Below are 26,675 nucleotides of genomic sequence, written 5' to 3'. Positions count from 1 at the left end.
CCGCGGCGGCGAGCCGCCGGTCCAGTTCCGCGCCGGGCGGCACGTCGTGGTCGAGGTGCACGGCGATCACATCGGTCGCCGGGCCCACCGCCCCGGAGGCCCGGAGCCTCGCCATCGCGTGGGGCCGGCCGATGACATCGACGGCGACCGTGTCGTACGCGGCGCCGCCCGACACCCTGCTGAAGGCGTCGGGCGCCCCGGCGGGCGAGCCGCCCGGCGGCAGGTAGAGCAGGCGCTCGCCCCCGGGCGCCGTCACTTCGTACCCCGTGCCCGGCGCGTCCATCGCCATCGCCCGCACACGGTGCCCGCTCAGCAGCGTCAGCACCCGCCCGTCGGCGACCCGCCCCGCTGTGGGCAGCCCGACGGGCAGCTCCACGGCCGGGCCGTCGTGCGGATGGGTGAGCAGGACCTGCCGTACGCCGACGAGCGAGTTCCCGGCGCGGGCGGCGGCGAGCGCGGCGCCGGGGGTCAGGTCCAGCAGGAGTACGCCGTCCACCAGAAGCGAGGTCGCCGCGCGCGCCGAAGTGCCGCGCGACCTGGCGCAGGCGGCGCAGGGGCAGTGGGGGCGGGGGAGGCCGGAGGGGGCTCCGGTGCCGAGCAGAGTCAGTTCCACGATGACGATCCTCCCGTGTCGCCGCTTACGGTGCGCGCCCGGCTACGCTGCGGGCAGGTAACTGATCACGGCGGGACCCGGGAGGCGCACATGGCGTGGACGTGGCGGTTCGAGAAGTCCGACGGGACGGAGGTTCCGCCTGCGGTGGAGCCTGAGGAGTTCACCACGCAGGGGGACGCCGAGTCGTGGATCGGTGAGGTCTGGAAGGAGCTTCTGGAGGGCGGGGTGGAGCAGGTACACCTGTTCGAGGACACCACCAAGATCTACGGACCGATGAGTCTGAAGGCCGACCAGGGCTGAGTGCGGTACGTGCGGAACGCCCGCGAGGCCGAGGGCTTCGCGGGCGTTCCGTGCGTCTGGGTGCGTCCGCGTGCGTCCGCGTGTCGCTGTTCCCGCTGTTCCCGCCGTTCGCGGCTGCCCGCACCGCCTACATTCTGCCCAGCGTGACCTGAGCGCTCTTCGTCGCGCCGTTCCGCAGGTACGACACCTTCACCCGCTGGCCCGGCCTGATCGAGGCGAGCGCCTCGGTCAGCGAGGTGATCGTCGGCACCTCGGTGTTGCCGATCTTGACGATGATGTCGCCGGACTTGATCCCCGCGGCGGCCGCCGCGCTGTTCTTCGTGGTGGAGACCACGGCGACCCCGGCGGGCTGGAAGTCGGGTCCGAGGACGGTCCGGCCCTCGATGCCGAGCGCGGCCCGGCCCGAGTCGTTGACCTTGCCGTTCTTGATGATCTGGTTGGCGATGTTCTTCACCAGCGAGACGGGGATCGCGAAGCCGATGCCCGGGGCGGCGGTGCCGCCGAGGTCGGGGTCGGTCGCCGCCAGGGTCGGGATGCCGATCACCTCGCTGTTCAGGTTGACCAGCGCGCCGCCGCTGTTGCCCGGGTTGATCGCGGCCGAGGTCTGCACCATGTTGGCGATCGTGGCGCCCGTACCGCCGCCCGAACTCCCCTCGCTGACGGTCCGTCCGACCGCCGAGACGATGCCCTGGGTGACGCTGCTCGACAGCCCCAGCGGTGAGCCCATCGCCAGCACGATCTGTCCTACGGCGACGTCGGACGTGTCGCCGAACTTCGCGGCCTTCAGCCCGCCCGGGACGGTGTCGAGCTTGATGACGGCCAGGTCCTGCTGGGGGAAGCTGGACACGAGTCTGGCCGTGACCGGCTGCTCGCGGGTGGCCACGGTGACCTTGAAGGACTTCCGCTTGCCGACCACATGGGCGTTGGTGACGACATGGCCCTGGGCGTCCCAGATGATGCCCGAGCCCAGCGCGTCCCCGGCGTCGATCTGGACGACCGAGGGCAGCACGTTCTTGATGACGGTCTCGTAGTCGTTCTGGAGATCGTTGGGAGCGGGCTGGGTGTCCGCCGCCTGGTTCGTGGTGTCGGACGCCGCTGTGCCCGAGGCGTCAGGGGCGGGTCTGTCGGACGCCGAAGTGGCGGCGCCCGAGCAGCCGCCGATCAGGGCGACCGCGCAGATCGCGGCGATCAGCGGCAGCAGGGGACGGCGGGCGCGGCCACGGGAACGAGATACATGCATGTCCGAAGTATCACTTTTGTCCGCACGGTGCTGCCTCCGTTGCGCGGCCGATCGGTCGTACCGGAGCCCGGTCGGCGGGCCCGGTCAGCGGGCCGAGGCCAGGAACTGGGTGGCCGCCAGCTCCCCGTACAGCGGATCGTCCGCCACCAGCTCCTGGTGGGTGCCCACGGCCCGTACCTTCCCCGCGTCCATCACCACGATCCGGTCGGCGAGCGTCACCGTGGACAGCCGGTGCGCCACCACCAGCACCGTCACCTCCCTGGCCGCCTCGGCGACGACATCGCGCAGCGCCATCTCGTTGACGGCGTCGAGCTGGGACGTCGCCTCGTCCAGGAGCAGCAGCCGGGGCCTGCGCAGCAGCGCACGCGCGATCGCGACGCGCTGGCGCTCGCCGCCCGAGAGCTTGGAGCCGCGGTGCCCGACGAGGGTCTCCAGGCCGTCCGGCAGGTTCTCGACGAGCGTGACGAGCTTGGCGCGTAGGAGTACGTCCCTGATCGCCTCCTCGGAGGCGTCCGGCGCCGCGAAGACCAGATTCTCGCGCAGCGTCCCCGCCAGTACGGGCGCGTCCTGCTCGACGTAGCCGATGGCGGCGCGCAGCTCGGGCAGCGGCCAGTCCCGTACGTCCTTGCCGTCGATCAGGACCCGGCCGCCGGTCGCCTCGTAGAACCGCTCGATCAGACCGAAGACGGTGGTCTTCCCCGCGCCCGAAGGGCCGACGAAGGCCGTCATGCCCGGGCCGCGCACATCGAAGGAGACACCGTGGTGGACGTACGGGAGGGTGTCGCGGTAGCGGAAGGTGACGTCCTCGAACACCACCGACGCGGGGGTGTCGGCGGCGGCTGTCGCGGGTGCCGCCGTGTCCAGCACCTCGGTCTCCAGCCGCTCCGCCTCCTCGATCCGGGCGATCGCCGCTGACCCCACCTGGTACTGCGAAGCGGCGTTGACCAGCTTCGACACCGGATCCAGCAGGTAGAACAGGAACAGCAGGAAGGCGACGAGCGTCGACACGGAGATCGCGCCCGAGGCCACACGCGCGCCGCCGATGCCCAGGACGGCGAGGAACGACACCTGTACGGCGAGCCCGACCGAGGTCGAAGCCACCGACTGCCACTTCGCGGACCGTACGCCGTGCCGCCAGGCCTCCTGGGCCGCCGCCTCCACCACGGCGCTCTCCCGGTCCTCGGCGCCGGACGCCTTGACCGTACGGAACGCGCCGAACGCCCGCTCAAGCACGGTGGATATCTTCGCCACCGACTCCTGGGAACGCCGCGTCGCCTCCGCGATCTTCGGCATCACCAGCGCCACGGCGCCGCCGATCAGGACGATCACCCCGAGCGTGACGGCGAGCAGGACGGCGTCCATCAGGCCCATCAGCACGATCGTCGCCAGGAACGCCAGACCACCCGTGCCCGCCGAGACGATCGACTGGGTCGTGACCGCGCGCAGCAGCGTGGTGTCCGAGGTGACCCGGGACATCAGGTCGCCCGGCTGGGTCCGCTCGACCTCGGGCAGCCGCAGCCGCAGCAGCCGCCCGATGAGGGTGCGGCGGGCGGCCAGGACCACGGATTCGGCGGTCCGCTCCAGGAGATAGGCGCCGACGGACTCGATGGCCGTACCGAGCACCACCAGGGCGGTGAGCAGGACGAGGATCCCGCCGACCGACCCGTTGTCGCCGAGCCGGTCGACCAGCGCCTTGGCGGCGAGCGGCTGGGCGAGCCCGGTCGCCGCGCCGATCAGCGCGAGCACGGCGCCGAGGGCCACGATCCTGCGGTGCGGCCTGAAGTGCCGGTACAGCGCGCGCCAGGTCTCGCGTGGTGTCAGCTTGGGCCCGAGGGCGCTCCCGGCGCTGTCCGCGCCATCCGTGCCGCCTCCGGGATCCGCGCCATCCGTCCTGTCAGGGCTGTCCGTGCTGTCTTCGGGATCCGCGGCGATCGTGTTCGTCATGCCCGTGCTTTCTCTGCTCACGCTACGAGGGACGCACCGGTGACCCCGGCACCTGACTCACACCACGAACCGGCGCCCGTCGGCCCCGGCACCGGGCTCAGCCGCGTACGCCGCACAGATGGAGCAGCGCGGCGATCCCGCGGTACGGGTCGGTGCGCCCGGCCCTGTCCTCGGCTGCGAGCAGCCGCTCCAGCTCCTCGCCCACCGGCACCTCGGCGTCGTCGGGCGCGCTGTCCGTGAAGAACCGCACCCCGTACCAGGCGTGCAGCGGCGCCGCGATGCCCGCGAGGGTCGCCGTCAGCGCGTCCAGCCGGTCGGCGCGCACATGCAGGCCGAGACGGTTGGTGTACGTGTGCGAGTCGAAGGCGTTCAGCGTGGCCGGCCAGTCCCCGGCGAGCCCCGGCCGTACGGCCAGGGCGTCCGCGTTCCGTACGAGCAGGGACAGCAGGCCCCCGGGCGCGAGCATCCTGGCCAGCGCCGCGAGCATCGCGTCGGGCTCCCTGACATACATCAGCACCCCGTGGCAGAGGACCACGTCGAAGCTGCCGGGCAGGAAGTGGACGCCGGTCTCCAGGCCGTCGCCCTCGACGAGCCTGACCCGCTCACGTATGCCTTCCGGCTCCTCGGCGAGCGCCGCACGCGCGGTCGACATCATCTCGGCGTCGGACTCCAGACCGGTGACCGTATGGCCGCCGCGCGCCAGCCGCAGCGCCTGGGTGCCCTGCCCCATGCCCACATCGAGGATGCGCAGCCGCTGCCCCACGGGGTAGCGGCCGGCGATCTGCTCGTCGATCTGGCGGGCGACCAGCTCCTGGCGTACGACGTTGCGCAGCCCGCCGAGTCCGGCGAGCCAGTTCGACGAGGCTCCCGAGAATCCGGAGACGTCCGTGCTCAGGGCCGCTCTCCGCGCTTGACCTGCGGCTTCGGCAGACGCATCCGGCGGACCTGGAGCGTACGCATCAGGCCGTAGGCCATGGCGCCGCGCTGCGGGGTGTTCGGGAAGCGCACGGCGAGCTGCTTCTTCAGCCGGATCCAGATGCCGATCGAGTCGATGAAGATCAGCACGATCACGGCGAGCCAGAGCAGCAGCGAGATGCTCTGGAGCGAGCCGCCGATCATGCTCATCACCAGGATGATCACGGCGAGCGGCAGGAAGAACTCCGCCATGCAGTAGCGCGCGTCGACGTAATCGCGGACGAAGCGCCGCACGGGGCCCTTGTCGCGGGCGGGCAGGTACCGCTCGTCGCCGCTCGCCATGGCCTCACGCTGCTTGGCCATGTCGACGCGGCGCGATTCGCGCTGGCGCTTCATGGCCGTCTTGCGGTCGGTCGGCTGGGTCGACGCACGGCGCCGCTGCGACTCCGCCTGACTTCGCTTCGGCGTCGGGCGGCCCTTGGGGGCCTGCGGGTCGCGGGACTGCTTGGTGAGGTCGGCCGTCACCTTGGTGGCGGGCGCCTTCTCTGCGTTGGCACGGCTACGGAACACAAAAACCAAGCGTACGGGGTGTTGTGCATGGACCCCACCCCCGAGGGGAACGATCCGACAACAGCCTTCGTCTTAACTGGGGACAGAGCGGACTTTGTCCACCCTTTCCCCGCCGTTCCCCAACGGTTCCCTGATGGTCACCTACTCCTTGTGCCGGAGCGGATCGGCCGCCAGTCGTCCTTGGGGAGGAGCGCATCCGCGCTCGAACAGTGCGGTAATGGAGACAGGGCCCGTACTGTGGGTTCTGTTGAAGTGCTGGAGTCGGAGTCCGTCAGAAGGGGGCGCGCGAAGCCCATGAGCGGTGTCATGAAGCGTATGGGGATGATCTTCCGCGCGAAGGCAAACCAGGCCCTTGACCGGGCCGAGGATCCGCGCGAGACCCTCGATTACTCGTACCAGAAGCAGCTTGAGCTGCTCCAGAAGGTGCGCCGCGGTGTCGCCGATGTGGCGACGTCGCGCAAGCGGCTGGAATTGCAGCTCAACGGGTTGCAGGGCCAGTCGACCAAGCTGGAGGACCAGGGCCGCAAGGCGCTGGCGCTCGGCCGGGAGGACCTCGCGCGAGAAGCGCTGTCCCGCCGTGCGGCGCTCCAGCAGCAGGTGTCCGACCTGGAGACGCAGCACACCACGCTCCAGGGCGAGGAGGAGAAGCTCACGCTCGCCGCGCAGCGCCTCCAGTCCAAGGTCGACGCCTTCCGCACCAAGAAGGAGACCATCAAGGCCACCTACACCGCCGCGCAGGCGCAGACCCGGATCGGAGAGGCCTTCTCCGGCATCTCCGAGGAGATGGGCGACGTCGGCATGGCGATCCAGCGGGCGGAGGACAAGACCGCCCAGCTCCAGGCGAGGGCCGGCGCGATCGACGAGCTGCTCGCCTCCGGCGCGCTGGACGACCAGTCCGGCCTGGCGAAGGACGACATCGCCGCCGAGCTGGACCGGATCTCGGGTGGTTCCGACGTCGAGCTGGAGCTCCAGCGCATGAAGACCGAGCTGGCGGGCGGTTCCTCGTCCTCCCAGCAGGCGATCGAGGGCGGCTCCGGCGACAAGCAGGAAGACACCCCGCCCACCAAGTTCGACAAGCAGTAGGGATTCGTCATGATCGTACGGATCATGGGGGAGGGCCAGCTCAAGCTGGCGGACAGCCACATCGTCGAGCTGAACAAGCTCGACGACAAACTGCTCGCCGAGGTCAACAAGGGCGACGAGGCCGGTTTCCGGCGTACGTTCCCCGCGCTCCTGGAGCAGGTGCGCGAGTTCGGTGAGCCGCTTCCCGACGACGCCCTGGAGCCGTCGGAGCTGATTCTGCCGTCGCCGGGCGCGACGCTGGAAGAGGTTCGCGAGCTGCTCAGCGACGAGGGTCTGATCCCTTCGGTCTGACCCGCTCCCGGTCGATTCCTACCGATCTCCCGTCGATCTCCCGTCGATCGACTGATCAGCCGATCGGCCGATCAGTCGGTCATACGGTCCCGGGGCCTTACGGTCCCCGTTCCGCACTTCAGCCGCCGCGCGGCGGTCCGCACCCCCCAGGGGGACGGGCCGCCGCGTTGTGTGTGTCAGGGGCCCCGCACGCTCTCCGTCCCCGTTCCGGACCCCACCACGTACCGTTGCCGGGGTGACCTCTCTCGGCTCCGCGTTCGCCCAGACCCGTTGCTGGGCGCACGCGCATCCGCTCGCGCCCGACGGGACTCTCGCGTTCGCCGTCCTCGTCTGCATGATGTTCGGGTCCTTCGCCGACCCGCACAGCGGACCCGGCGGGCCCACCTTCGGCACCCATGTCCCCAGCGTGCTCAGCGTGTTCCTGATGGTCGTCGGGGCCGGATCCCTCGTCTTCCGGCGGCGCAGGCCCATGGCCGTGCTGCTCGGCGCCGGAGCGCTCACCGTCGTCGAACTCATCACCGGGGACCCGCCTGCGCCGGTCGTGTTCACCGCGGTCATCGCGCTCTACACGGTCGGCGCCCACACCGACCGCCCCACCACCTGGCGCGTCGGCCTCGCCACCATGACCGTCCTGACCGCCGTCGCGATGGGCTTCAGCTCGGGCGCCTGGTACGTCCAGGAGAACCTGGCCATCTTCGCCTGGAGCGGCATGGCGAGCGCCGCCGGTGACGCCGTACGCAGCCGTCGCGCCTTCGTCGACGCCATACGGGAGCGCGCCGAACGCGCCGAGCGTACGCGCGAGGAGGAGGCCCGCAGGCGGGTCGCCGAGGAGCGGCTGCGGATCGCCCGCGACCTGCACGATGTCGTCGCCCACCACATCGCGCTGGTCAACGTCCAGGCCGGCGTCGCCTCCCACGTCATGGACAAGCGGCCCGACCAGGCGAAGGAGGCGCTCGCCCACGTACGCGAGGCGAGCCGCTCCGCGCTCAACGAACTGCGCGCCACCGTCGGGCTGCTCCGCCAGTCCGGCGACCCCGAGGCTCCGACCGAGCCCGCACCGGGCCTCGCGCACATCGACGGGCTGCTCGACACGTTCCGCAACGCGGGCCTGCCCGTGGAGTTCGCCGCCGCCGAGGGAACGGGGCCGCTTCCCGCCGCCGTCGACCTCGCCGTGTACCGGATCATCCAGGAGGCCCTGACCAACGTACGCAAGCACGCGGGCGCCGGAGCCCACGCCGAGGTCAGCGTCGTACGGGTCGGCGGGACCGTCGAGGTCACCGTGCTGGACGACGGGAAGGGGACGGGCGAGCCGGCCGACGGCAGCGGCCACGGCCTCCTCGGCATGCGCGAGCGCGTCACCGCGCTCGGCGGCGCCCTGAGCGCGGGACCCCGCTACGGCGGCGGCTTCCGCACGCAGGCGATACTGCCCGTCAAGAGCGGCGCCGGGGTGGGCCGCCAGGCGCCCGTACGTACGGCGGCACCGCGAACGGCTCCCGCGACCCAGACGGCCGGCGGGCTCGCGGCCACCGACAGCGCGACAGAAACCGCCACAGCACCAGCCACCGACATCGTCACGGCCCAAGACACAGCGCCGACCGGGGAGACCGTATGACCATCAGAGTCCTGCTCGTCGACGACCAGACGCTGCTCCGCAGCGCGTTCCGCGTACTCGTCGACTCCGAGCCGGACATGGAGGTCGTCGGCGAGGCCGCCGACGGCGCGCGCGCCGTCGAACTCGCCCGCGAGACCAAGGCCGACGTCGTCCTGATGGACATCCGGATGCCCGGTACGGACGGCCTCGCCGCCACCCGCATGATCAGCGCCGACCCCCTCCTCGCCGACGTGCATGTCGTGATGCTCACCACCTTCGAGGTGGACGAGTACGTCGTACAGTCGCTGCGCGCCGGCGCCTCCGGCTTTCTCGGCAAGGGCGCCGAGCCCGAGGAGTTGCTGAGCGCGATACGGATCGCGGCGGCCGGCGACGCGCTGCTCTCGCCCGTCGCGACCAAGGGCCTGATCGCCAGCTTCCTCGCACAGGGCGGCAGTTCGGGCGAGGGGCCGGGCTCCGCCGAGTACTCGGCGCGGCTCACCGCACTCACCGTGCGCGAGCGCGAAGTGCTCGTTCTGGTGGCCGGCGGCCACTCCAACGACGAGATCGCCGAGCGCCTCGTGGTGAGTCCGCTCACCGTGAAGACGCATGTCAACCGCGCGATGGCCAAACTTGGCGCCCGCGATCGGGCCCAATTGGTAGTAACAGCGTACGAATCGGGCCTGGTGCGTCCAAGGGTGGAGTGAACCCCCACCCCGGTGTACTCCAGGCGCGGTACGCGCGGGGTCAGGAAGGGGACCTGCGGCTGACGGAACGGCCCCTCCGAATGGCTGATCGTATGAGGGAGCCCCCGTTCGAGGGGTTCGGCAGGCGGGATCCGTGTCCCCGGACGTCCCTGGACCCCGGCCCCGCCGAAGTACCTGTCCGCCGCCGGACCCGTCACCGGGCCGCCGCGCTCACCTGCCGCGTACACCACAGAAGAGAGACCCCATGTCCTGGCTGTCGAGATTCAGCCTCGCGCAACGGGCCCTGATAGGGCTGATGTCGATCATCGCGATCGTCTTCGGGGCGATCGCGATCCCGCAGCTCAAGCAGCAGTTGCTGCCGTCCATCGAACTTCCGGTGGTGTCGGTGCTCGCCCCCTACCAGGGCGCCTCCCCCGATGTGGTCGAGAAGCAGGTCGTCGAACCCCTCGAAGACTCCATCAAGGCCGTCGACGGCATCAGCGGAGTCACGTCGACGTCCAGCGAGGGCACCGGCGTCGTCATGGCGAGCTTCGACTTCGGCAGCGACGGTACGAAGCAGCTCGTCGCCGACGTCCAGCAGGCCGTGAACCGCGCGAGCAACCAGCTCCCCGACGGAGTCGACCCGCAGGTCATCGCCGGCTCGACGGACGACATCCCGACCGTCGTCCTCGCCGTCACCTCCGACAAGGACCAGCAGGCGCTGTCCGACCAGCTCGACCGTACGGTCGTCCCCGCCCTCCAGGGCATCGACGGCGTCGGCCGCGTCACCGTCGACGGCGTACGCGACCTCCAGGTCTCCGTCACCCCCGACGACAAGAAGCTCGCCCAGTCCGGCCTGAGCGCCATGGCGATATCCGACGCGCTCAAGGCGGGCGGCGCCAGCATCCCGGCGGGCTCGTTCGCCGAGGACGGCAAGAGCCGCACCGTGCAGGTCGGCGGCGGCTTCACCTCGCTGAAGCAGATCGAGGACCTGCGGATCGCTCCCGCGCCTTCCGGCCAGGGCGGCCCGTCCGCCGGCGGCGGCCAGGGCGCGGCGCCCGTACGCCTCGGCGACATCGCGACCGTCAAGCAGCAGCCGTCGGCGGCGACCTCGCTGACCCGTACGGACGGCAAGCCCAGCCTCGCCGTCAACATCACGATGGACAAGGACGGCAGCGCCGTCGCCATCTCGGACGGCGTCAAGGACAAGCTGCCCGACCTCCGCAAGCAGCTCGGCGCCGGCGCCACGCTCACCGTGGCGAGCGACCAGGGCCCCGCCGTCTCCAAGTCGATCTCCGGACTGACCACCGAGGGCGCGCTGGGCCTGCTCTTCGCGGTCATCGTCATCCTGATCTTCCTGGCCTCGCTCCGCTCCACCCTCGTCACCGCGATATCGATCCCGCTCTCCGTGGTCCTCGCGCTGATCGTGCTGTGGACGCGTGACCTGTCGCTGAACGTCCTGACGCTCGGCGCCCTGACCATCGCGATCGGGCGCGTCGTCGACGACTCGATCGTGGTCCTGGAGAACATCAAGCGGCATCTGAGCTACGGCGAGGAACGACAGGCCGCGATCACCTCAGCCGTACGCGAGGTCGCCGGCGCCGTCACCTCCTCGACGCTCACCACCGTCGCCGTGTTCCTCCCGATCGGTCTGGTCGGCGGCATCGTCGGCGAACTGTTCGGCTCGTTCTCGCTGACCGTCACGGCGGCCCTGCTCGCCTCGCTCCTCGTCTCGCTGACGGTCGTCCCTGTCTTCTCGTACTGGTTCCTGCGCCCGCCGAAGTCGGCGCGCGGCGTCAGCCCCGAGGAGGCGCGGCGCCTCGCCGAGGCGAAGGAGAACACCAGCAGGCTCCAGCGCCTGTACGTGCCCGTGCTCCGCTTCGCGACCCGGCGCAGGCTCACCAGCGTGGGCGTGGCGGTTGTCGTCCTGCTCGCCACGTTCGGCATGGCCCCGTTCCTCAAGACGAACTTCTTCGACCAGGGCGACCAGGACGTCATCTCGATCAACCAGAAGCTGGCACCCGGCACGAGCCTGGCCTCCGCCGACGCTTCGGCGAAGAAGGTCGAGAAGGTGCTCGCCGGCATCGACACGGTGAAGGACTACCAGGTCACGGTCGGCTCCTCCGGCTTCGCCGCTGCCTTCGGCGGCGGTTCGGGCGCCAACCAGGCCTCGTACCAGGTGTCCCTGAAGGACGCCTCGGCCTACGCGGCGACCCAGGACCGTATCGAGAAGGGCCTCGCCAAGCTCGACGGCATCGGCGAGACGAAGATCGCCTCGGGCGGCGGCTTCGGCAGCCAGGACCTGAGCGTCGTGGTCAAGGCCCCCGACGCGGCCACCCTCGACAAGGCGGCGAACCAGGTACGCGACTCGGTCGCGACCCTCGACGACGTCACCGACGTCCAGAGCGACCTCGCGCAGAGCATCCCGCGCATCTCGGTCACCGCCAACAACAAGGCGGCGGCGGCAGGGCTCAACGACGCGACGATCGGCGCCGCCGTCACCCAGGCGGTACGCGGCACCACGTCCGGCACGGCCATCCTCGGCGACACGGAGCGGGACGTCGTCGTCACCTCCGCCAAGCCGGCGACGACCATCACCCAGCTCAAGAACATCAGGCTGGGCCCGGTCAAGCTCAGCCAGGTCGCCGACGTGAAGCTGGTCCCCGGGCCGGTCTCACTGACCCGGATCGACGGCGCGCGTGCGGCGACGATCACGGCGCGGCCGACCGGTGACAACACCGGCGCGATCACCACGGCCCTCCAGAAGAAGGTCGACGCGCTGCACCTGTCCGGCGGCGCCACCGCGTCCATCGGCGGTGTCTCGCAGGACCAGGACGACGCGTTCGTCAAGCTCGGCCTCGCCATGCTGGCGGCCATCGCGATCGTCTTCATGCTGCTGGTCGGCACCTTCAGGTCGCTGATCCAGCCGCTGATCCTGCTGGTCTCGATCCCGTTCGCCGCGACCGGCGCACTGGGGCTGCTGCTCCTGACCGGCACACCGCTGGGTGTTCCCGCGATGATCGGCATGCTGATGCTGATCGGCATCGTGGTGACCAACGCGATCGTGCTGATCGACCTGATCAACCAGTACAGAAAGCAGGGCCTCGGCATCGTCGAAGCGGTCGTCGAGGGCGGTCGCCACCGACTCCGCCCGATCCTGATGACGGCACTGGCGACGATCTTCGCGCTGCTTCCGATGGCGCTGGGAGTCACCGGCGAGGGCGGCTTCATCGCACAGCCGCTGGCGGTGGTGGTGATCGGCGGTCTGGTGACGTCGACGCTGCTGACGCTGCTGCTCGTACCGACGCTGTACGCGATGGTGGAGCTGCGGAAGGAACGCCGCGCGAAGAAGAAGGCGGCGAAGCACGGCTCGGACCCGGAGGCGGACGGCGGCACCACGACCGAACCGCACCGCGAACCGGCCAACGCCTGACACCTGAGCACGACCGCGTGAACGAAGCCCCCGCAGCCGGGAGACGGTTGCGGGGGCTTCGTGCCGCTCGGACCCACTACGCCCGGGGCTGTACGGCGCCCGCCCGGACTGGCGCCGTACCCGTCTTCCCCGTCGCGGTGCGTGCCGCCAGCAGGGCCAGGGCCGTGCATACCGTCATTCCGGCGAACACCGGTACCGCCGTGTCCGGGCCCGCCAGGCCGACCAGCGGTGCCACCAGTGCGCCCAGCGCGCTCTGGGCCGTGCCCAGGAGCGCCGATGCCGTGCCCGCCGCGTGCGGGACCCGCGCGAGCGCCAGGGACGCGGCGTTCGCCATCACCAGCCCCAGGCCGGCGCAGGCCGTGGCGGTGAGCGATACGTATACGGGCAGGGTCAGCGCCCCCGCGACCGCGACGGCCAGCAGCGCGGACGTCGCGGTGAGCATCGCGTACAGGCCCCCGCGCAGCAGCCGTCCGGGCGGGGCTCCGGTGCCCACCAGGCGCGCGCTCACCGCGCTCGACAGGGTGGTGGCGACGGCGCCGCCGGCGAAGGCCACCGACGAGGCGCCGACGCCCAGCCCCAGGACGTAGCGGAGGACGAACGGCGCCCCAGCGATGTAGCAGAACAGCGCGCCGAAGCCGAAGCTGAACGTGAGGGTGTGGCCCACGTACGCGCGGTCCGACACGACCTCCCGCAGCGTTCGCAGCAGGTGCCCGCCGCCGCCCCGCTCGCGCCGGTGCGGCGGCAGGCTCTCCGGTATCCCCGCCGCCACACCGAGCGCGACCACCAGCGCGACACCCGTCAGCACCCAGAAGACGCCCCGCCATCCCGCCGCCCCGATCACCGCGCCGCCGGCGAGCGGCGCGAGGACGGGGGCCGTGCCCGACAGGGTCATCAGGATGCCGAACAGCCGTGCCGCGGCCGGGCCTTCGGTGACGTCGGAGACCACGGCCCGGCTGATCACCACACCGGCGGCCCCGCTGAACCCGGCCACCAGCCGCAGGCCCGTCAGCCACGCCGACGAGGGCGCCACGGCGCACAGGCAGGTGGCGACGGCGCACACCACCGTGCCGCAGAGCAGGGGGCCGCGCCGTCCGTAACGGTCGGACAGCGGGCCGAAGACCAGATGGCCGAGCACCATGCCGACCAGGAACGCGGTCAGCGTGAGCTGTACGCCCGGGGCGTCGGTACCCAGTTCGGCGGCCATCCTCGGAAAGGCGGGCAGGTACATGTCGGTCGACAAAGGGCCGACGAAGCAGAGCAGCACAAGAGCGGTGGTGAGCAGGGGCATCGCGAGGCGTCTCCGGCATCCGGGAGCGGGCAGCGGGCAGGTGGGGTGCAGCGGGGGTTTGCTGTCGCGCTGGGAGAGGTCTGGAGCCGAACTGCTCCGGATGGGGGGGGCCGACGGTGTCGGGGCACCCGCGGAAGGGCGGAGCCGGGTGGGAACCCGCTCAGGAACGCCTCGCCGATGCTTCGCACCACCGTACCCGCCGGAACAACCGCCCCGAGGTGTATCCAGGGGCCAGGGACATCGACTACCGGGAGAGCGCATGAACTGGTCCGATCACGCCATCTGGTGGCACGTCTACCCGCTTGGCTTCACCGGCGCCCCACGGGATTCCCCGCCGGCCGACGCCGAGCCCGACACCGAGCCGGGCGCCGTACCCGGGCGGTCCAGGCTGTCCCGGCTCTCGGACTGGCTCGACTACCTGCTCGCGCTCGGCTGCAACGGCCTTGCCCTCGGGCCGGTGTTCGCCTCCGAGACGCATGGCTACGACACCGTCGACCACCTGCGGATCGACAGCAGGCTGGGGGAGGAGAGCGACCTGCTCCGGCTCGTCGAGGAGGCGTCGGCGAAGGGCGTACGCGTCCTGCTCGACGGCGTCTTCAACCATGTGGGACGGAGCTTCCCCGCCTTCGTCGACGTGGAGGAGCGCGGCGCGCTGTCCCCGTACGCCTCGTGGTTCAAGGCCGGGCCCGACGGCGGTTACGCCACCTTCGAGGGCCACGAACACCTCGTCGCGCTCAACCACGACGAACCCGCGGTCGCCGATTACGTGACCGAGGTGATGACGTACTGGATGGAGCGCGGCGTCGCCGGCTGGCGGCTGGACGCCGCGTACAGCGTTCCGCTGTCCTTCTGGCGTACGGTCAGCGACCGGGTCCGCGCCCGGTTCCCCGACGCCTGGCTGACCGGCGAGGTCATCCATGGCGACTACACGGCCTTCGTCACGGAGGGCGGACTGGACTCCGTCACGCAGTACGAGCTGTGGAAGGCGATCTGGAGTTCGCTGGGCGACCGCAACTTCTTCGAACTCGCCCACGCGCTCGGCCGGCACAACACCCTGCTGGAGACCTTCGCGCCACAGACGTTCCTCGGCAATCACGATGTGACGCGCATCGCGAGCCGGCTGGACGACCCGCGCCATCTCGAACACGCCGTCGTGCTCCTCTTCACCACCGGCGGCATCCCGTCCGTCTACGCGGGAGACGAGCAGGCCTTCCGTGGCGTCAAGGAGGACCGCGCCGGCGGCGACGACGCAGTACGCCCGGCCTTTCCCGAGGGCCCGGACCAACTCGCGCCGTACGGCGCGCCCGTGTACCGGCTGCACCAGCTCCTGATCGGGCTGCGCCGCCGCCATCCCTGGCTGATGCGCGCCCGGACGACCGTGACCGAACTGACCAACACGAGCCTCGTCTACACCGTCACCGACGGGTCGTCCCAGACACTCGCCGTGGCGCTGAACCTCGGCGACGCGCCCGCCGTTCTGCCGCTGCCGGTTGCCGCGCGCCCGTGGGAGCGACTGGCGGGCAACGGCGGCGAGATGGCCGGGGACGGGGTCACGCTGCCGGCTGCTGGGTGGGCGATCGCCGGTATGGAAGGGACGCTGTAGCAGACGAAGAGCCGTTGTGTCGTCTTTTGCGACTTTGTCACTCGATCGTTTGTTCTGCGGGCGGACGCCACCGCGAACCCGGCAGAGTGCCTACGGGGATCCGCAGACATCGACGAGAGGCAGCCGGTAACGGTGACCGCAGAAAGCAGTGGCAGCGGCAAGGGGCACGCCGAAGGCGGGGACGGTCGCGGGGGCGGGCGCGGAGCCGATGCCGCGTACGACGCCGCGTACGTCGTCGCCGGCCTCGCGGATCTCGCGCTCAGCAGCGCCGGTTCGGCCCTGCGGGGCCTGCGCGGGCTCCTGGGCCGCGCGGATCTCGCCGGGCTGGCCCAGGACGGCGAGGAGGACCTGAGGACGCGCGGACGGCTGGCCGTACGGCGGTACGCGTCCGTGCCCGAGCCGCACATGGAGCTGCTGGCCCGGCGCGCCGCCGCGGCGCGCGCGGTCGAGCGCGATGGCTGAGGCGCTGCTCGAACGCGCCGCTCTCACCACCCGCGTCGAGCGGGAGCTGAAGTCGTTCGTGGACCGGGAGATCGTGTATCTGGTCGAGGTCGACCGGGAACTGGAGCCACTGGCCGAGCAGTTACGCACCGCCGTCGCCACGGGCAAGCGCCTGCGCGCCGCGTTCTGCTACTGGGGGTGGCGGTCGGCCGGGCAGCCGGACAGCGACGAGATGGTCAGGGCCGCCGCCGCCATGGAACTCGTCCACGCCGCCGCCGTGGTCCACGACGACCTCATCGACAACAGCTCCGTACGGCACGGGGTCCCCACCGCGCACGTCGCCCTCTCCCGGACAGCGGCACTCGGCGGACAGCGGCATGCGGGCCGGCCGGTGGAGGCGGGCCGTTCGCTGGCGATGCTGGTCGGGGACCTGCTGATGTCCTGGGCCGGACAGCTCTTCACCTCCTGCGGCCTGCCCGCCGGCTATCTCGCGCGCGCCCGCCCGATGTGGGCGACGCTGGCCCGTGAACTGGTCGCGGGCGAGGCCCTGGAGATCCTGCGGACCGGCACCAGCCCGGACACCGAGAGCAGCCTCCAGGTCATCCGGTACAAGACGGCCAAGTACACCGTCGAGCACCCGCTGCACATCGGGGGCAGGCTGGGCGGCGCCCGGCCCGCCCTGATGGAGACCTTCAGCGCGTACGGGCTGCCGCTGGGCGAGGCGTTCCAGCTCCGCGACGACCTCCTCGGCGTCTTCGGCGACCCGGCGGCGACGGGCAAGTCGAACCTCGACGACGTCGTGGGCCACAAACCCACCGCGCTCCTGGCGGCGACCTGGCCCGGGGCGACCACCGCGGAACGCGTGCGGCTCCGCCATCTGCTCGGCCGCCGCGCCCTCGACGACGAGGGACTTGAGCAGGTACGGGACATCATGCGGCGCACCGGAGCCGTCGCCCGGATCGAGGACCTGATCGCCGCACGGGTACGGGCGGCGACGGAGGCGGTCACCGGCGCCGGACTCCCGGCGTCCGCCGCCCAGGCGCTGAGGGAGCTGATCGGCTCGGCAGCCAGCCGCCGGTCCTGACCCGAAGCGCCCGGTGAAGCGCCCGACGAAGCGCCCCCCCCCGATGAAGCTCCCGCCATGAAGTGACCCCGTACGAAGAGACCCGGCACGAGGAGATCGACGCCATGCCTTACACCCACAGCTCCATGGACGCACTGCGTCAGGTCGGGGACGAACTCGCCGACGCGACAGTCGCCACCCTCTTCGAACGCGGCGAGATGGGCACGTTCAACACGCTCATGCGCTGGTTCTCCCACGCCGGCCAGGATCTGCCCGACGGACTCCCCGAGGTGGCGCGCGCGTACCTGAACGAGACCAGGACCCCGCCCGCCTGGGTGGACTGGGACGAGATGGAGAAGGCCCGGCTCTTCTTCATCGACAACAACGTGCACATCTCCACCGCGCTGTCCTTCGCCGCCATGCCCGCCTGCTATGTCGTACCGCATGTCGCCAACCTCCTCAGCGCCACCCATTCGCTGGACTACCCCTCCCGGCGTATGGCGGAGACAGGCCAGTTCACCGTCTACCTGATGCGCCCCGACGCCTTCGAGGCGGGCAGCCGCTTCATCCCCGCCGTACAGAAGGTCCGGCTGCTGCACGCCTCCATCCGCCACCACCTGCGCACCGAGAACCGCTGGGACGTCGGGGGACTCGGGGTGCCGATCTGTCAGGAGGACATGATCGGCGGCCAGATGATGTTCTCCATCCAGGTCCTGGACGCCCTGCACCGGCTCGGTATCCACATGTCCGAGGACGGCGCCGAGTCGTACTTCTACGCCTGGCGCGTCGTCGGCGCCATGCTCGGGATCGACCTGGACCACATGCCGGCCGACCTGGAGAGCGCACGCGCGTTCTCGGACCTCTACATGGCCCGGTACATGGGGCCGTCCAAGGACGGCGCGCGGCTCACCAAGCAGCTCATCGACCTCTACGAGGAGGTCGTCCCTGGGACCGTGTTCGACCCGGTCGTCCCCGCCCTCGTCCGCTACCTCATCGGTGACACGGCCGCCGACTGGCTCGAAGTGCCGCGCTCGGCGTGGGACTCCGCGATCAAGGCGGCCCCGGTGCTGCTGGGCGTCCTCGAACGCCTCGAAGACACCTCTCCGCTCGCCGCCTGGGCGCTGGACCACATGGGCGCGCTGACCACCAACCTGGAGCTCAGCTCGCTCACCCGCGGCCGGGTCATGCAGTACGCCATCCCCGAGCAGCTCAAGAACGAGTACGGCGTCTCCTCCGCCCTCCGGCGCGCGGACAGGTGGACCCCGCCCCCGCTGACGCCGCTGTCGGCCGTACCGCCGCAGTCCGACGGCCAGGGGCGCCCGGCGACCCACGCGGGGCGCCCCTGACGTACTGGGCGTACCTGACGTACTACGGCAGCGCCAGCATCCGCTCCAGCGCGAGTTGTGCGAAGTCCGCCGTCCTCCTGTCGACCTGGATGCGGTTGACCTCGTTGCCCTCGGCCAGCGACTCCAGGGTCCACACCAGGTGCGGCAGGTCGATCCGGTTCATCGTGGAGCAGAAGCAGACCGTCTTGTCGAGGAAGACGACCTCCTTGTCCTCTGCGGCGAAACGATTCGCCAGCCGCTGTACGAGGTTCAGCTCCGTGCCGATGGCCCACTTGGACCCGGCCGGGGCCTCCTCCAGCGCCTTGATGATGTACTCCGTCGAACCGACCTGGTCGGCCGCGGCGACGACCTCGTGCTTGCACTCCGGGTGGACCAGCACGTTGACGCCGGGAATGCGCTCCCGTACGTCCCGTACGGACTCCACCGAGAAGCGGCCGTGCACCGAGCAGTGGCCGCGCCACAGGATCATCCTGGCGTCCCGCAACTGCTCGGTGGTCAGTCCGCCGTTCGGCTTGTGCGGGTTGTAGAGCACACAGTCGTCGAGCGACATCCCGAGGTCGCGCACCGCCGTATTGCGGCCAAGGTGCTGGTCGGGCAGGAAGAGGACCTTCTCGCCGCGCTCGAAGGCCCAGTTCAGGGCGCGCTCGGCGTTCGACGACGTACATATCGTGCCGCCGTGCTCGCCGGTGAAGGACTTGATGTCGGCGGACGAGTTCATGTACGAGACGGGCACCACCTGGTCGGCGATCCCGGCATCGGTCAGGACGTCCCAGCACTCGGCGACCTGCTCGGCCGTCGCCATGTCGGCCATGGAACAGCCGGCGGCGAGGTCGGGCAGGACGACCTTCTGGTCGGGGCCGGTGAGGATGTCGGCCGACTCCGCCATGAAGTGCACGCCGCAGAAGACGATGTACTCGGCCTCCGGACGCGCTGCCGCGTCCCTGGCGAGCTTGAAGGAGTCTCCGGTGACATCCGCGAACTGGATGACCTCGTCACGCTGGTAGTGGTGACCGAGGACGAAGACCTTGCTCCCGAGCTTCTCCTTCGCCACGCGGGCGCGCTCCACCAGGTCCGGGTCGGACGGGGAAGGCAGATCACCTGGACACTCCACGCCGCGCTCGCTGCGCGGGTCGGCCTCGCGGCCGAGCAGCAGCAGGGCCAGCGGGGTCGGCCGGACGTCGAGATCCTGACGGGGTAGGGGCTGGACGGTGGTCACGTCACGCACCCTTTCTGCTCAGCAGACGAGCCTTTTCGTCTAATTGACGCTATCTATCATATCCCCTTCACGTCACTTTGACGACGTCGATAGCGTCGATGTGACGCATTCCGTCGGCGGGGTTCTTCCCTCCCGTTCGGCATGGGGGTGTGCGAGCATGAAGTGGGAAAGACACATGCCAGGGCCCCGGAATGAATCCGCGGCCATGCCGGTTGCAACGTCGGCAAGCTGTCCGTACAACCCGGGAGAGAAGCAGATGTCCGTATCGGACGACACCACAACCGTGAGCGACGGCATCCTCCTGTCCGACGCCGCCGCGGGCAAGGTCAAGGCCCTGCTGGACCAGGAAGGCCGGGACGACCTCGCACTGCGCGTCGCCGTACAGCCCGGCGGCTGCTCCGGCCTGCGCTACCAGCTCTTCTTCGACGAGCGCTCGCTCGACGGAGACGTGGTCAAGGACTTCGGCGGCGTCAAGGTCGTCACCGACCGGATGAGCGCCCCGTACCTGGGCGGCGCCTCCATCGACTTCGTCGACACCATCGAGAAGCAGGGCTTCACGATCGACAACCCGAACGCCTCGGGTTCCTGCGCCTGCGGCGACTCCTTCAGCTAGTCGGGAGTCGGCTCGGCGCGTCGAGCCGAACGGACGGAAGGCGGCGGCCCCCTCGGGGGACCGCCGCCTTCCGCTTGTCTTCCGCGTGCGCCTTCCGCGTGTTCGCCGCCTCAGCGGCGCGTCAGGTCTTCGCGAGCGGTACGCGTTCGCCCGTGCCGCCGTTGATCACCTTCCGGTCGCCCAGCGGCTTGTCCAGCGTCGTCCTCACCGTCTGCTCCTTGGCCATCGCCACGCAGACCTGCTTCGGATCGGGCTTCACCTCGGTCACCTTCACCTTGACGTCGGTGCCGCTCTCGTCGGCCCGCGCCGCGTAGTGGCCGCACACGCCGCCCCAGAACCGGACCGTCAGCGTCCGCCCGCCGCTGTCCGTGCTGTACGAGGTGACCTGCTTGTCCGGTCCCACGGGTGAGGGACCGCCCGGCATCTCCCGGTGTCCCGGCGCCGGCTTCAGGAACGCCGGGTCCACCGCCGGCTGCGTCACCGTGTACGGCTTGGCACCGCCACCGGGGACCGCCTCGAACAGCCAGGACGGTACGAGCGCGAGCCGCCCCTCCACGGACTCGGCGGCAAGGCCGAAGACCGCGTCGCCGACGTCCACCGTCGAACGCGGGTCGCCACTCCCCGCGGCGCACGGTGCCTTGACGTTGTCCCGCTCCGTACCGGTCAGCGGCATCGCCGTGGCGCAGCCGCCGCTCCCGCCCTTCGCACCGGAGCCGGAGCCGGACCCCGACCCGCCGCCCTCTCGCGCGCCGTTGAGCTGCTTCAGCGCCTCGGCCGCACCGATCACCGGATACTCGGCGCCGCGCCGGGGCGTGTCGAGCTGCCCGGCGCCGGTGACAAGAGCGCCGTCGGCGCCCACCTGGATACCGGTCGTCCAGCCGTACGTGGGAAGCCCGCCCACCACCGGAGCCGCGTTCACCAGCCGGACGGCGCCGAGCAGCCGGCTCGCGTCGAGCTTGGCGCCGTCCTGGCCCAGGGCCTTCAGCACCGGCGCGGCCGCCTTCTTCGCCGCGTCCTCGCTCACCGCCGCGCCCGAGCCGCCGCCCGGCTGGGTGGGCGCGACATTCGGACAGCTCTTGCCCTTGAGGCAGTTGTCACCGCCGGGCGCGCGGAACCGCGTGTACGTCCACGCCCCCGGCGCCTGCTTCTGGACCTGGAGCAGCGGGCCCGAACCGTCCTTCTCCGTGCCGACCTTCCATGTCGTCGCGTCGCCGCGGGGCGTGCCCGCCACCCCGAGCGCCTTCGCGAGGCGGGCCACGTCCGCCGCCGCCACGGTGCCGCTCGCGCGGTAGACCGGCGCCGACTCGGGCCCCTCGGGCAACGCGCCCTTGGCGCGGTAGAGCGTCCCGTAGGGATTGGGCTCGCCCGGCGCGATGCCGTTCGGCGCCGAGGGGGAGGGGGCGGAGGACGACGGGGAGGACACCGGCTGGTCCAGGCGGTCGAGCACCAGCGCCGGCGGATCGCTGTCGGCCCCCGTGGTGTGGTCACTGCCCGAGGCGCTCGTCGCGAGATAGGCGCCGCCGCCCCCGGCGATCAGTACCGCTGCGGCGACCGAGGCCACGGCCAGCGGCGAGCGGCGCAGCCGCCCGTAACCGCTCGCGTTCCCGGCCGGGGTGGACTCGCCGGAATGCCCGGTCCTGTCGGTGTCGTCGTGAGGGTTCGCGCTGTTCACCGCTTCGCTCCTTCGACCAACTCGTCGTCGCGTGGACACCAGTGGGACGGAACGGACGGGCGCGCGGTTCCCCCGCGCCGCTCAGTCCGTCTCGCGTACAAAAATCCATTATCGGGCATTTTTTGGTCTTAGTGCTGTGCGCGGCGACCCGGTAGCGTGAACTGTCCACCGTTCTCCTCCTCTGGAGCGTTCCCGCCGTGCGAATCGCAGTCTCCGGCTCCATCGCCACCGACCACCTGATGACCTTCCCCGGGCGCTTCACCGACCAGTTGGTCGCCGAGCAGCTCCACACGGTCTCCCTGTCCTTCCTGGTCGACAACCTCGATGTGCGCAGGGGCGGTGTCGGGGCGAACATCTGCTTCGGCATGGGCCAACTGGGTACGCGACCGATCCTGGTCGGTGCGGCCGGGGCTGACTTCGACGAGTACCGCGCCTGGCTCGACCGCCACGGGGTCGACACCGAGTCCGTACACATCTCCGAACTCCTGCACACCGCGCGTTTCGTCTGTACGACGGACGCGGACCACAACCAGATCGGCTCCTTCTACACGGGCGCGATGAGCGAGGCCCGCCAGATCGAGCTGAAGAAGGTCGCCGACCGCGTCGGCGGACTCGACCTGGTGCTGATCGGCGCGGACGACCCCGAGGCGATGCTCCGTCACACCGAGGAGTGCCGCACCCGGGGGATCCCGTTCGCCGCCGACTTCTCCCAGCAGATCGCGCGGATGAGCGGTGACGACATCCGCACGCTCCTCGAGGGCGCCACGTACCTCTTCTCCAACGAGTACGAGAAGGGCCTCATCGAGTCGAAGACGGGCTGGACGGACGCCGAGATCCTGGCGAAGGTCGGCCACCGCGTCACCACGCTCGGCAAGAACGGCGTACGGATCGAATCGGTCGGCGCCGACCCCATCGAGGTCGGCTGCCCCGAGGAGAACACCAAGGCCGACCCGACCGGCGTCGGCGACGCCTTCCGCGCCGGATTCCTCTCCGGTCTCGCCTGGGGCGTCGGCCTGGAGCGCGCGGCGCAGGTCGGCTGCATGGTCGCCACGCTGGTCATCGAGACGGTGGGCACGCAGGAGTACACCCTGAGCAGGGACCACTTCATGGACCGCTTCACCAAGCGGTACGGCCACGAGGCCGCCGAGCAGATCCAGGCCCACCTGAACTGCCCGGCCTGACCGGCCGCCCGGCCTGAGGGGCTCGCGGGCCCCCGAACGCCCTACGACGCCCGGCGGACCACATAAGCGGCACCGTGGTCCGCCGGCTCCTCGCCCAGGTACTCCTGCCCGCGCATCTCGCACCACGCGGGAATGTCGAGCCGCGCCGCCTCGTCGTCGGCGAGGACCGTGACCGTACCGCCCACCGGTACGTCGCCGATCACCTTGGCCAGCTCGATGACGGGGATCGGGCACCGCCTGCCGAGCGCGTCCACGGTCAGCGAAGCGGGCCCGCCCGCCGCCGGGGCCGAGAGCGCCGCCGCCGGAACCCCGAGCCGTTCCCGCACGCCGGACACCGCCCCCGGAAGCACCGCGAGGAACCGGTCGACCTCGGCCTCCGTCGTGCCGCGCGGCAGCGAGACCCGTACGTTCCCCTCCGACAGCACCCCCATCGCCCGCAGCACATGGCTCGGGGTCAGGGTGCTGCTCGTGCACGACGAACCCGAGTTCACCGAGAAGTCCGCCCGGTCCAGCTCGTGCAGCAGCGCCTCCCCGTCGACATAGAGACACGAGAACGTGACGAGATGGGGGAGCCGGCGCACCGGATCACCCACCACCTCCACATCGGGGACAAGCTCGGGCACCCGCGCCCGGATCCGGTCCACCAGAGCCCGCAGCCGGGCGGCCTCGTCGGCGGCCTCCGCGCGTACGGCACGGAGCGAGGCGGCCGCCGCGACGACCGCCGGAATGTTCTCGAAGCCCGGCGCGCGCCCCGACTCCCGTTCGTCGGCCGGACCCTGGGGCGCGAACCGCACTCCCTTCCGTACGGCGAGCAGGCCGACCCCGCCAGGACCGCCCCATTTGTGCGCACTTGCGGCCAGCAGTGACCAATCGGCGTCCAGGGGCCCCCACCCCAGCGACTGCGCCGCGTCCACCAGCAGCGGCACGCCCCGCTCCCGGCACGTCCCGGCGACCTCGGCCACCGGCTGCTCGGTCCCGACTTCGTGGTTGGCGGACTGGAGTACCGCCAGCGCCGTGTCGGCGCGCAGCGCCCGCGCGTACGTGCCGGGCGACACGGCCCCGTACCGGTCGACCGGCACCTCGGTCACCGCGCCGCCGGTCGCCTCCGCGTGCGTGTGCGCCGCGTGCAGTACGGAGGAGTGCTCGACGGCGGAGACGACCGCGTGAGTCCCGACACGCCGACGCGCGAAAAGAGCGCCCGCCATCGCGGAATGCACGGCGGCCGTTCCCGAAGGAGTGAAAACAAGTTCGTCGGGACGGCAGCCGACGGCCTCGGCCGCCGCCTCCCTGGCGGCGTCCAGCAGCATCCTGGCCCGCCGCCCTTCCCGATAGAGGCGGGCCGGATCCGCCCAACCCTCGTCCAGGGACGCCTGAAGGGCCTCCCGGGCGACGGGATGCAGCGGTGCGGAGGAGGCGGCGTCGAAGTAGGGCACGCCGCCACGCTAACCCCGGCACTCGGAGGGGGCGTCAGAAGCGCCCCGGACGTGGCCTTTCGATCTCTTCGGGGCGCCGGGCGGCGCGTTGGGCACCCTCCCCGCGCGACCCCAAATTGCGTCCAGTAGGGTTTGGTCCGCATAAACATCCAAACCCCTGCCCGTGTCAGGGCCGGCGACCGACCGAGACGGCCGCAGCCGGCTGTGCGGGCGAGACTCTCGGGAAGGCGCTACGTGAGTCCCAACGGCTCCGACCGCTCGTCGCGGCGCCCGATGCGGCGGAAGCTGCCGCAGGTGCTGACTGCGGGCCTGATCCTGGCAACCGCCACCGGTTGCTCGTACAAGGACTTCCCCCGCCTTGGTTTGCCCACGCCGGTGACGGAAGAGGGCCCCAGGATCCTTTCCCTGTGGCAGGGCTCGTGGGCGGCAGCGCTCGTCACGGGCGTACTGGTATGGGGCCTGATCCTGTGGAGTGTCATCTTCCACCGGCGCAGCCGCACCAAGATCGAGGTACCCCTCCAGAACCGGTACAACTTGCCCATCGAGGCGCTGTACACGGTTGTTCCCCTCATCATCGTCTCGGTGTTCTTCTACTTCACCGCGCGTGATGAGTCGAAGCTCCTGGAGCTCAAGCCGAAGCCGGTCCACACCGTCAACGTGGTCGGCTATCAGTGGAGCTGGGGCTTCAACTACATCGAGAACGTGGACGGGAACACCGCGACCGGTGTCAAGGGCACCGAGCTCGACGCCATCCCGGACAAGTTCAAGAAGGCCTTCCCCAAGGGGGCCGAGGGTGTCTACGACGCCGGCGTCCCCGGGGAGCGGAATCCGCAGACCGGCAACCCGGGGCCGACCCTGTGGCTGGCCAAGGGCGAGCGGGTCAGGTTCATCCTGACCTCGCGCGACGTCATCCATGACTTCTGGGTGATCCCCTTCCTGATGAAGCAGGACGTCGTCCCGGGCCACGCCAACTCCTTCGAGGTGACTCCCAACAGGGAGGGCACCTTCCGGGGCAAGTGCGCGGAACTGTGCGGCGTGGACCACTCGCGGATGCTCTTCAACGTCAAGGTCGTCTCCCCGGAGGCCTACCAGGAGCACCTGAAGAGCCTGGCCAAGCAGGGCCAGAACGGGTACATCCCGGCGGGCATCGCGCAGACGGCTCCGGCCAGGAACGCAGAGGACAAGAACCTGTGAGCATCCTCAATGAACCCCAGGGTGCCGCCGCGACCGACGACTCGTACGCGGACGAGCTGCCGGTACGGCGGAAGCAACCCGGCAACGTCGTCGTGGGGTGGCTGACCACCACCGATCACAAGACGATCGGCACGATGTACCTCATCACGTCGTTCGCGTTCTTCTGCATCGGCGGTCTGATGGCGCTCTTCATGCGCGCCGAGCTGGCCCGTCCCGGTACGCAGATCATGTCGAACGAGCAGTTCAACCAGGCGTTCACGATGCACGGCACGATCATGCTGCTGATGTTCGCGACGCCGCTGTTCGCCGGATTCGCCAACTGGATCATGCCGTTGCAGATCGGCGCGCCCGATGTGGCGTTCCCCCGGCTCAACATGTTCGCGTACTGGCTCTACCTCTTCGGCTCGATCATCGCCGTCGGCGGGTTCCTCACTCCGCAAGGCGCCGCCGACTTCGGCTGGTTCGCCTACTCCCCGCTGTCGGACGCGGTCCGTTCGCCGGGCATCGGCGCCGACATGTGGATCATGGGTCTGGCCTTCTCCGGCTTCGGCACGATCCTCGGGTCGGTCAACTTCATCACCACGATCATCTGCATGCGCGCGCCCGGCATGACGATGTTCCGGATGCCGATCTTCACCTGGAACGTGCTGCTGACCGGTGTGCTGGTCCTGCTGGCCTTCCCGGTCCTCGCCGCCGCCCTCTTCGCACTGGAGGCGGACCGCAAGTTCGGAGCACATGTCTTTGATGCCGCCAATGGCGGGGCATTGCTCTGGCAACATTTGTTCTGGTTCTTCGGGCATCCAGAGGTGTACATCATCGCCTTGCCCTTCTTCGGGATCATCTCCGAGGTGATCCCTGTATTCAGCCGCAAGCCGATGTTCGGTTACATCGGCCTGGTGGCCGCCACCATCGCGATCGCGGGCCTTTCGGTGACGGTGTGGGCCCACCACATGTACGTGACC

Annotated in this window: 22 protein-coding genes and 1 pseudogene; 14 read left to right on the top strand and 9 right to left on the bottom strand. The window is 70.6% G+C overall.

From position 1 onward, the window contains the following. Positions 1–613: pseudogene (locus QR77_RS48425) on the bottom strand (adenosylcobinamide kinase/adenosylcobinamide phosphate guanyltransferase); the annotation flags it as partial. Positions 614–703: 90 nt separating this feature from the next. On the opposite strand from QR77_RS48425, the gene QR77_RS09270 reads away from it, so the two are divergent. Then, positions 704–913, top strand: coding sequence for a hypothetical protein (locus tag QR77_RS09270; protein WP_040020888.1), 210 nt, complete (start codon positions 704–706; stop codon positions 911–913). Between the two features lie 127 nt (positions 914–1,040). Here the strand turns inward: QR77_RS09270 and QR77_RS09265 are convergent, their stop codons facing one another. The 4 genes from QR77_RS09265 to QR77_RS09250 form a co-directional block, all read right to left on the bottom strand. Next, positions 1,041–2,153: a trypsin-like peptidase domain-containing protein gene (locus tag QR77_RS09265; RefSeq protein ID WP_040020887.1), complete on the bottom strand. Its 1,113-nt coding sequence runs from the start codon at positions 2,151–2,153 to the stop codon at positions 1,041–1,043. A gap of 84 nt (positions 2,154–2,237) precedes the next feature. After that, entirely contained in the window at positions 2,238–4,097 is a 1,860-nt protein-coding gene (locus tag QR77_RS09260) for an ABC transporter ATP-binding protein (RefSeq protein ID WP_078876565.1), read from the bottom strand. Positions 4,098–4,194: 97 nt separating this feature from the next. Further along, the gene (locus tag QR77_RS09255; protein ID WP_078876564.1) at positions 4,195–4,929 is read right to left on the bottom strand and encodes a methyltransferase domain-containing protein; all 735 of its coding nucleotides are present in this window, start codon (positions 4,927–4,929) and stop codon (positions 4,195–4,197) included. 59 nt (positions 4,930–4,988) lie between these two features. Continuing rightward, a complete protein-coding gene (locus QR77_RS09250; protein ID WP_040020883.1) occupies positions 4,989–5,582 on the bottom strand; it encodes a DUF3043 domain-containing protein in 594 nt (197 codons plus the stop codon). A 306-nt stretch (positions 5,583–5,888) separates the two neighbouring features. On the opposite strand from QR77_RS09250, the gene QR77_RS09245 reads away from it, so the two are divergent. The 5 genes from QR77_RS09245 to QR77_RS09225 all read left to right on the top strand — a co-directional run bounded on the left by QR77_RS09245 (position 5,889) and on the right by QR77_RS09225 (position 12,663). Continuing rightward, positions 5,889–6,665, top strand: coding sequence for a PspA/IM30 family protein (locus QR77_RS09245; RefSeq protein ID WP_040020881.1), 777 nt, complete (start codon positions 5,889–5,891; stop codon positions 6,663–6,665). A 9-nt stretch (positions 6,666–6,674) separates the two neighbouring features. Continuing rightward, a complete protein-coding gene (locus QR77_RS09240; protein ID WP_040020879.1) occupies positions 6,675–6,956 on the top strand; it encodes a hypothetical protein in 282 nt (93 codons plus the stop codon). Between the two features lie 235 nt (positions 6,957–7,191). Continuing rightward, on the top strand, positions 7,192–8,568 hold the full coding sequence (locus tag QR77_RS09235) for a sensor histidine kinase (protein ID WP_078876563.1): 1,377 nt from the start codon (positions 7,192–7,194) through the stop codon (positions 8,566–8,568). Continuing rightward, a complete protein-coding gene (locus QR77_RS09230) occupies positions 8,565–9,251 on the top strand; it encodes a response regulator transcription factor (RefSeq protein WP_040020877.1) in 687 nt (228 codons plus the stop codon). The genes QR77_RS09235 and QR77_RS09230 overlap by 4 nt, the downstream gene beginning before the upstream one ends. Before the next feature lie 244 nt (positions 9,252–9,495). Beyond that, on the top strand, positions 9,496–12,663 hold the full coding sequence (locus QR77_RS09225; RefSeq protein ID WP_040020875.1) for an efflux RND transporter permease subunit: 3,168 nt from the start codon (positions 9,496–9,498) through the stop codon (positions 12,661–12,663). Positions 12,664–12,739: 76 nt separating this feature from the next. On the opposite strand, the gene QR77_RS09220 is transcribed toward QR77_RS09225, so the two are convergent. Then, a complete protein-coding gene (locus QR77_RS09220; protein ID WP_040020873.1) occupies positions 12,740–13,951 on the bottom strand; it encodes a multidrug effflux MFS transporter in 1,212 nt (403 codons plus the stop codon). Positions 13,952–14,210: 259 nt separating this feature from the next. Here QR77_RS09220 and QR77_RS09215 point away from each other — a divergent pair, with 259 nt between their 5' ends. From QR77_RS09215 to QR77_RS09200, 4 genes are all read left to right on the top strand, one after another. Beyond that, positions 14,211–15,554, top strand: a complete 1,344-nt coding sequence (locus QR77_RS09215; RefSeq protein ID WP_040020871.1) for an alpha-amylase family glycosyl hydrolase — start codon at positions 14,211–14,213, stop codon at positions 15,552–15,554. A 132-nt stretch (positions 15,555–15,686) separates the two neighbouring features. Beyond that, positions 15,687–16,016, top strand: a complete 330-nt coding sequence (locus tag QR77_RS09210) for a polyprenyl synthetase (protein ID WP_236710572.1) — start codon at positions 15,687–15,689, stop codon at positions 16,014–16,016. Next, the gene (locus QR77_RS09205) at positions 16,009–17,079 is read left to right on the top strand and encodes a polyprenyl synthetase family protein (RefSeq protein WP_040020869.1); all 1,071 of its coding nucleotides are present in this window, start codon (positions 16,009–16,011) and stop codon (positions 17,077–17,079) included. Before QR77_RS09210 ends, QR77_RS09205 begins: the two co-directional genes overlap by 8 nt. A gap of 104 nt (positions 17,080–17,183) precedes the next feature. Further along, the gene (locus QR77_RS09200; RefSeq protein WP_052489559.1) at positions 17,184–18,404 is read left to right on the top strand and encodes an oxygenase MpaB family protein; all 1,221 of its coding nucleotides are present in this window, start codon (positions 17,184–17,186) and stop codon (positions 18,402–18,404) included. Between the two features lie 22 nt (positions 18,405–18,426). Here QR77_RS09200 and nadA read toward each other — a convergent pair whose 3' ends face one another. Beyond that, positions 18,427–19,629 (bottom strand): quinolinate synthase NadA, encoded by a 1,203-nt coding sequence (nadA, locus tag QR77_RS09195; RefSeq protein WP_052488625.1) that lies wholly within the window; start codon positions 19,627–19,629, stop codon positions 18,427–18,429. Between the two features lie 247 nt (positions 19,630–19,876). Between nadA and QR77_RS09190 the strand changes: the two genes are divergently transcribed. Then, the gene (locus tag QR77_RS09190) at positions 19,877–20,233 is read left to right on the top strand and encodes an iron-sulfur cluster assembly accessory protein (protein ID WP_040020867.1); all 357 of its coding nucleotides are present in this window, start codon (positions 19,877–19,879) and stop codon (positions 20,231–20,233) included. Between the two features lie 121 nt (positions 20,234–20,354). Here QR77_RS09190 and QR77_RS09185 read toward each other — a convergent pair whose 3' ends face one another. After that, positions 20,355–21,905, bottom strand: coding sequence for a hypothetical protein (locus tag QR77_RS09185; RefSeq protein WP_040020865.1), 1,551 nt, complete (start codon positions 21,903–21,905; stop codon positions 20,355–20,357). Between the two features lie 197 nt (positions 21,906–22,102). On the opposite strand from QR77_RS09185, the gene QR77_RS09180 reads away from it, so the two are divergent. Further along, a complete protein-coding gene (locus QR77_RS09180) occupies positions 22,103–23,086 on the top strand; it encodes a carbohydrate kinase family protein (RefSeq protein ID WP_040020863.1) in 984 nt (327 codons plus the stop codon). Positions 23,087–23,127: 41 nt separating this feature from the next. Here QR77_RS09180 and QR77_RS09175 read toward each other — a convergent pair whose 3' ends face one another. Beyond that, positions 23,128–24,519 carry an aminotransferase class V-fold PLP-dependent enzyme gene (locus tag QR77_RS09175; RefSeq protein ID WP_040020862.1) on the bottom strand — a complete coding sequence of 464 codons (1,392 nt, stop codon included), beginning with the start codon at positions 24,517–24,519 and terminating at the stop codon, positions 23,128–23,130. Between the two features lie 234 nt (positions 24,520–24,753). Between QR77_RS09175 and QR77_RS09170 the strand changes: the two genes are divergently transcribed. Together QR77_RS09170 and QR77_RS09165 are read left to right on the top strand one after the other, a co-directional pair. Beyond that, positions 24,754–25,713, top strand: coding sequence for a cytochrome c oxidase subunit II (locus QR77_RS09170; protein WP_040020860.1), 960 nt, complete (start codon positions 24,754–24,756; stop codon positions 25,711–25,713). After that, the coding region (locus QR77_RS09165) for a cbb3-type cytochrome c oxidase subunit I (RefSeq protein ID WP_040020859.1) at positions 25,710–26,675 on the top strand (966 nt) is incomplete at its 3' end. The genes QR77_RS09170 and QR77_RS09165, both read left to right, overlap by 4 nt.

The organism is Streptomyces sp. 150FB, assembly GCF_000818195.1.
GTDB lineage: Bacteria > Actinomycetota > Actinomycetes > Streptomycetales > Streptomycetaceae > Streptomyces.
The sequence above is the reverse complement of the archived record's forward strand: the minus strand, read 5'-3'. Positions and strand labels throughout refer to the sequence as shown.

What these genes read in the sequence shown, in the direction of transcription:
- QR77_RS09270 (WP_040020888.1), top strand. Translation starts at nt 704, where the DNA reads ATGGCGTGGACGTGGCGGTTCGAGAAGTCCGACGGGACGGAGGTTCCG.
- QR77_RS09265 (WP_040020887.1), bottom strand. Translation starts at nt 2,153, where the DNA reads ATGCATGTATCTCGTTCCCGTGGCCGCGCCCGCCGTCCCCTGCTGCCG.
- QR77_RS09260 (WP_078876565.1), bottom strand. Translation starts at nt 4,097, where the DNA reads ATGACGAACACGATCGCCGCGGATCCCGAAGACAGCACGGACAGCCCT.
- QR77_RS09245 (WP_040020881.1), top strand. Translation starts at nt 5,889, where the DNA reads ATGAAGCGTATGGGGATGATCTTCCGCGCGAAGGCAAACCAGGCCCTT.
- QR77_RS09240 (WP_040020879.1), top strand. Translation starts at nt 6,675, where the DNA reads ATGATCGTACGGATCATGGGGGAGGGCCAGCTCAAGCTGGCGGACAGC.
- QR77_RS09230 (WP_040020877.1), top strand. Translation starts at nt 8,565, where the DNA reads ATGACCATCAGAGTCCTGCTCGTCGACGACCAGACGCTGCTCCGCAGC.
- QR77_RS09225 (WP_040020875.1), top strand. Translation starts at nt 9,496, where the DNA reads ATGTCCTGGCTGTCGAGATTCAGCCTCGCGCAACGGGCCCTGATAGGG.
- QR77_RS09220 (WP_040020873.1), bottom strand. Translation starts at nt 13,951, where the DNA reads ATGCCCCTGCTCACCACCGCTCTTGTGCTGCTCTGCTTCGTCGGCCCT.
- QR77_RS09215 (WP_040020871.1), top strand. Translation starts at nt 14,211, where the DNA reads ATGAACTGGTCCGATCACGCCATCTGGTGGCACGTCTACCCGCTTGGC.
- QR77_RS09205 (WP_040020869.1), top strand. Translation starts at nt 16,009, where the DNA reads ATGGCTGAGGCGCTGCTCGAACGCGCCGCTCTCACCACCCGCGTCGAG.
- QR77_RS09200 (WP_052489559.1), top strand. Translation starts at nt 17,184, where the DNA reads ATGCCTTACACCCACAGCTCCATGGACGCACTGCGTCAGGTCGGGGAC.
- QR77_RS09190 (WP_040020867.1), top strand. Translation starts at nt 19,877, where the DNA reads ATGTCCGTATCGGACGACACCACAACCGTGAGCGACGGCATCCTCCTG.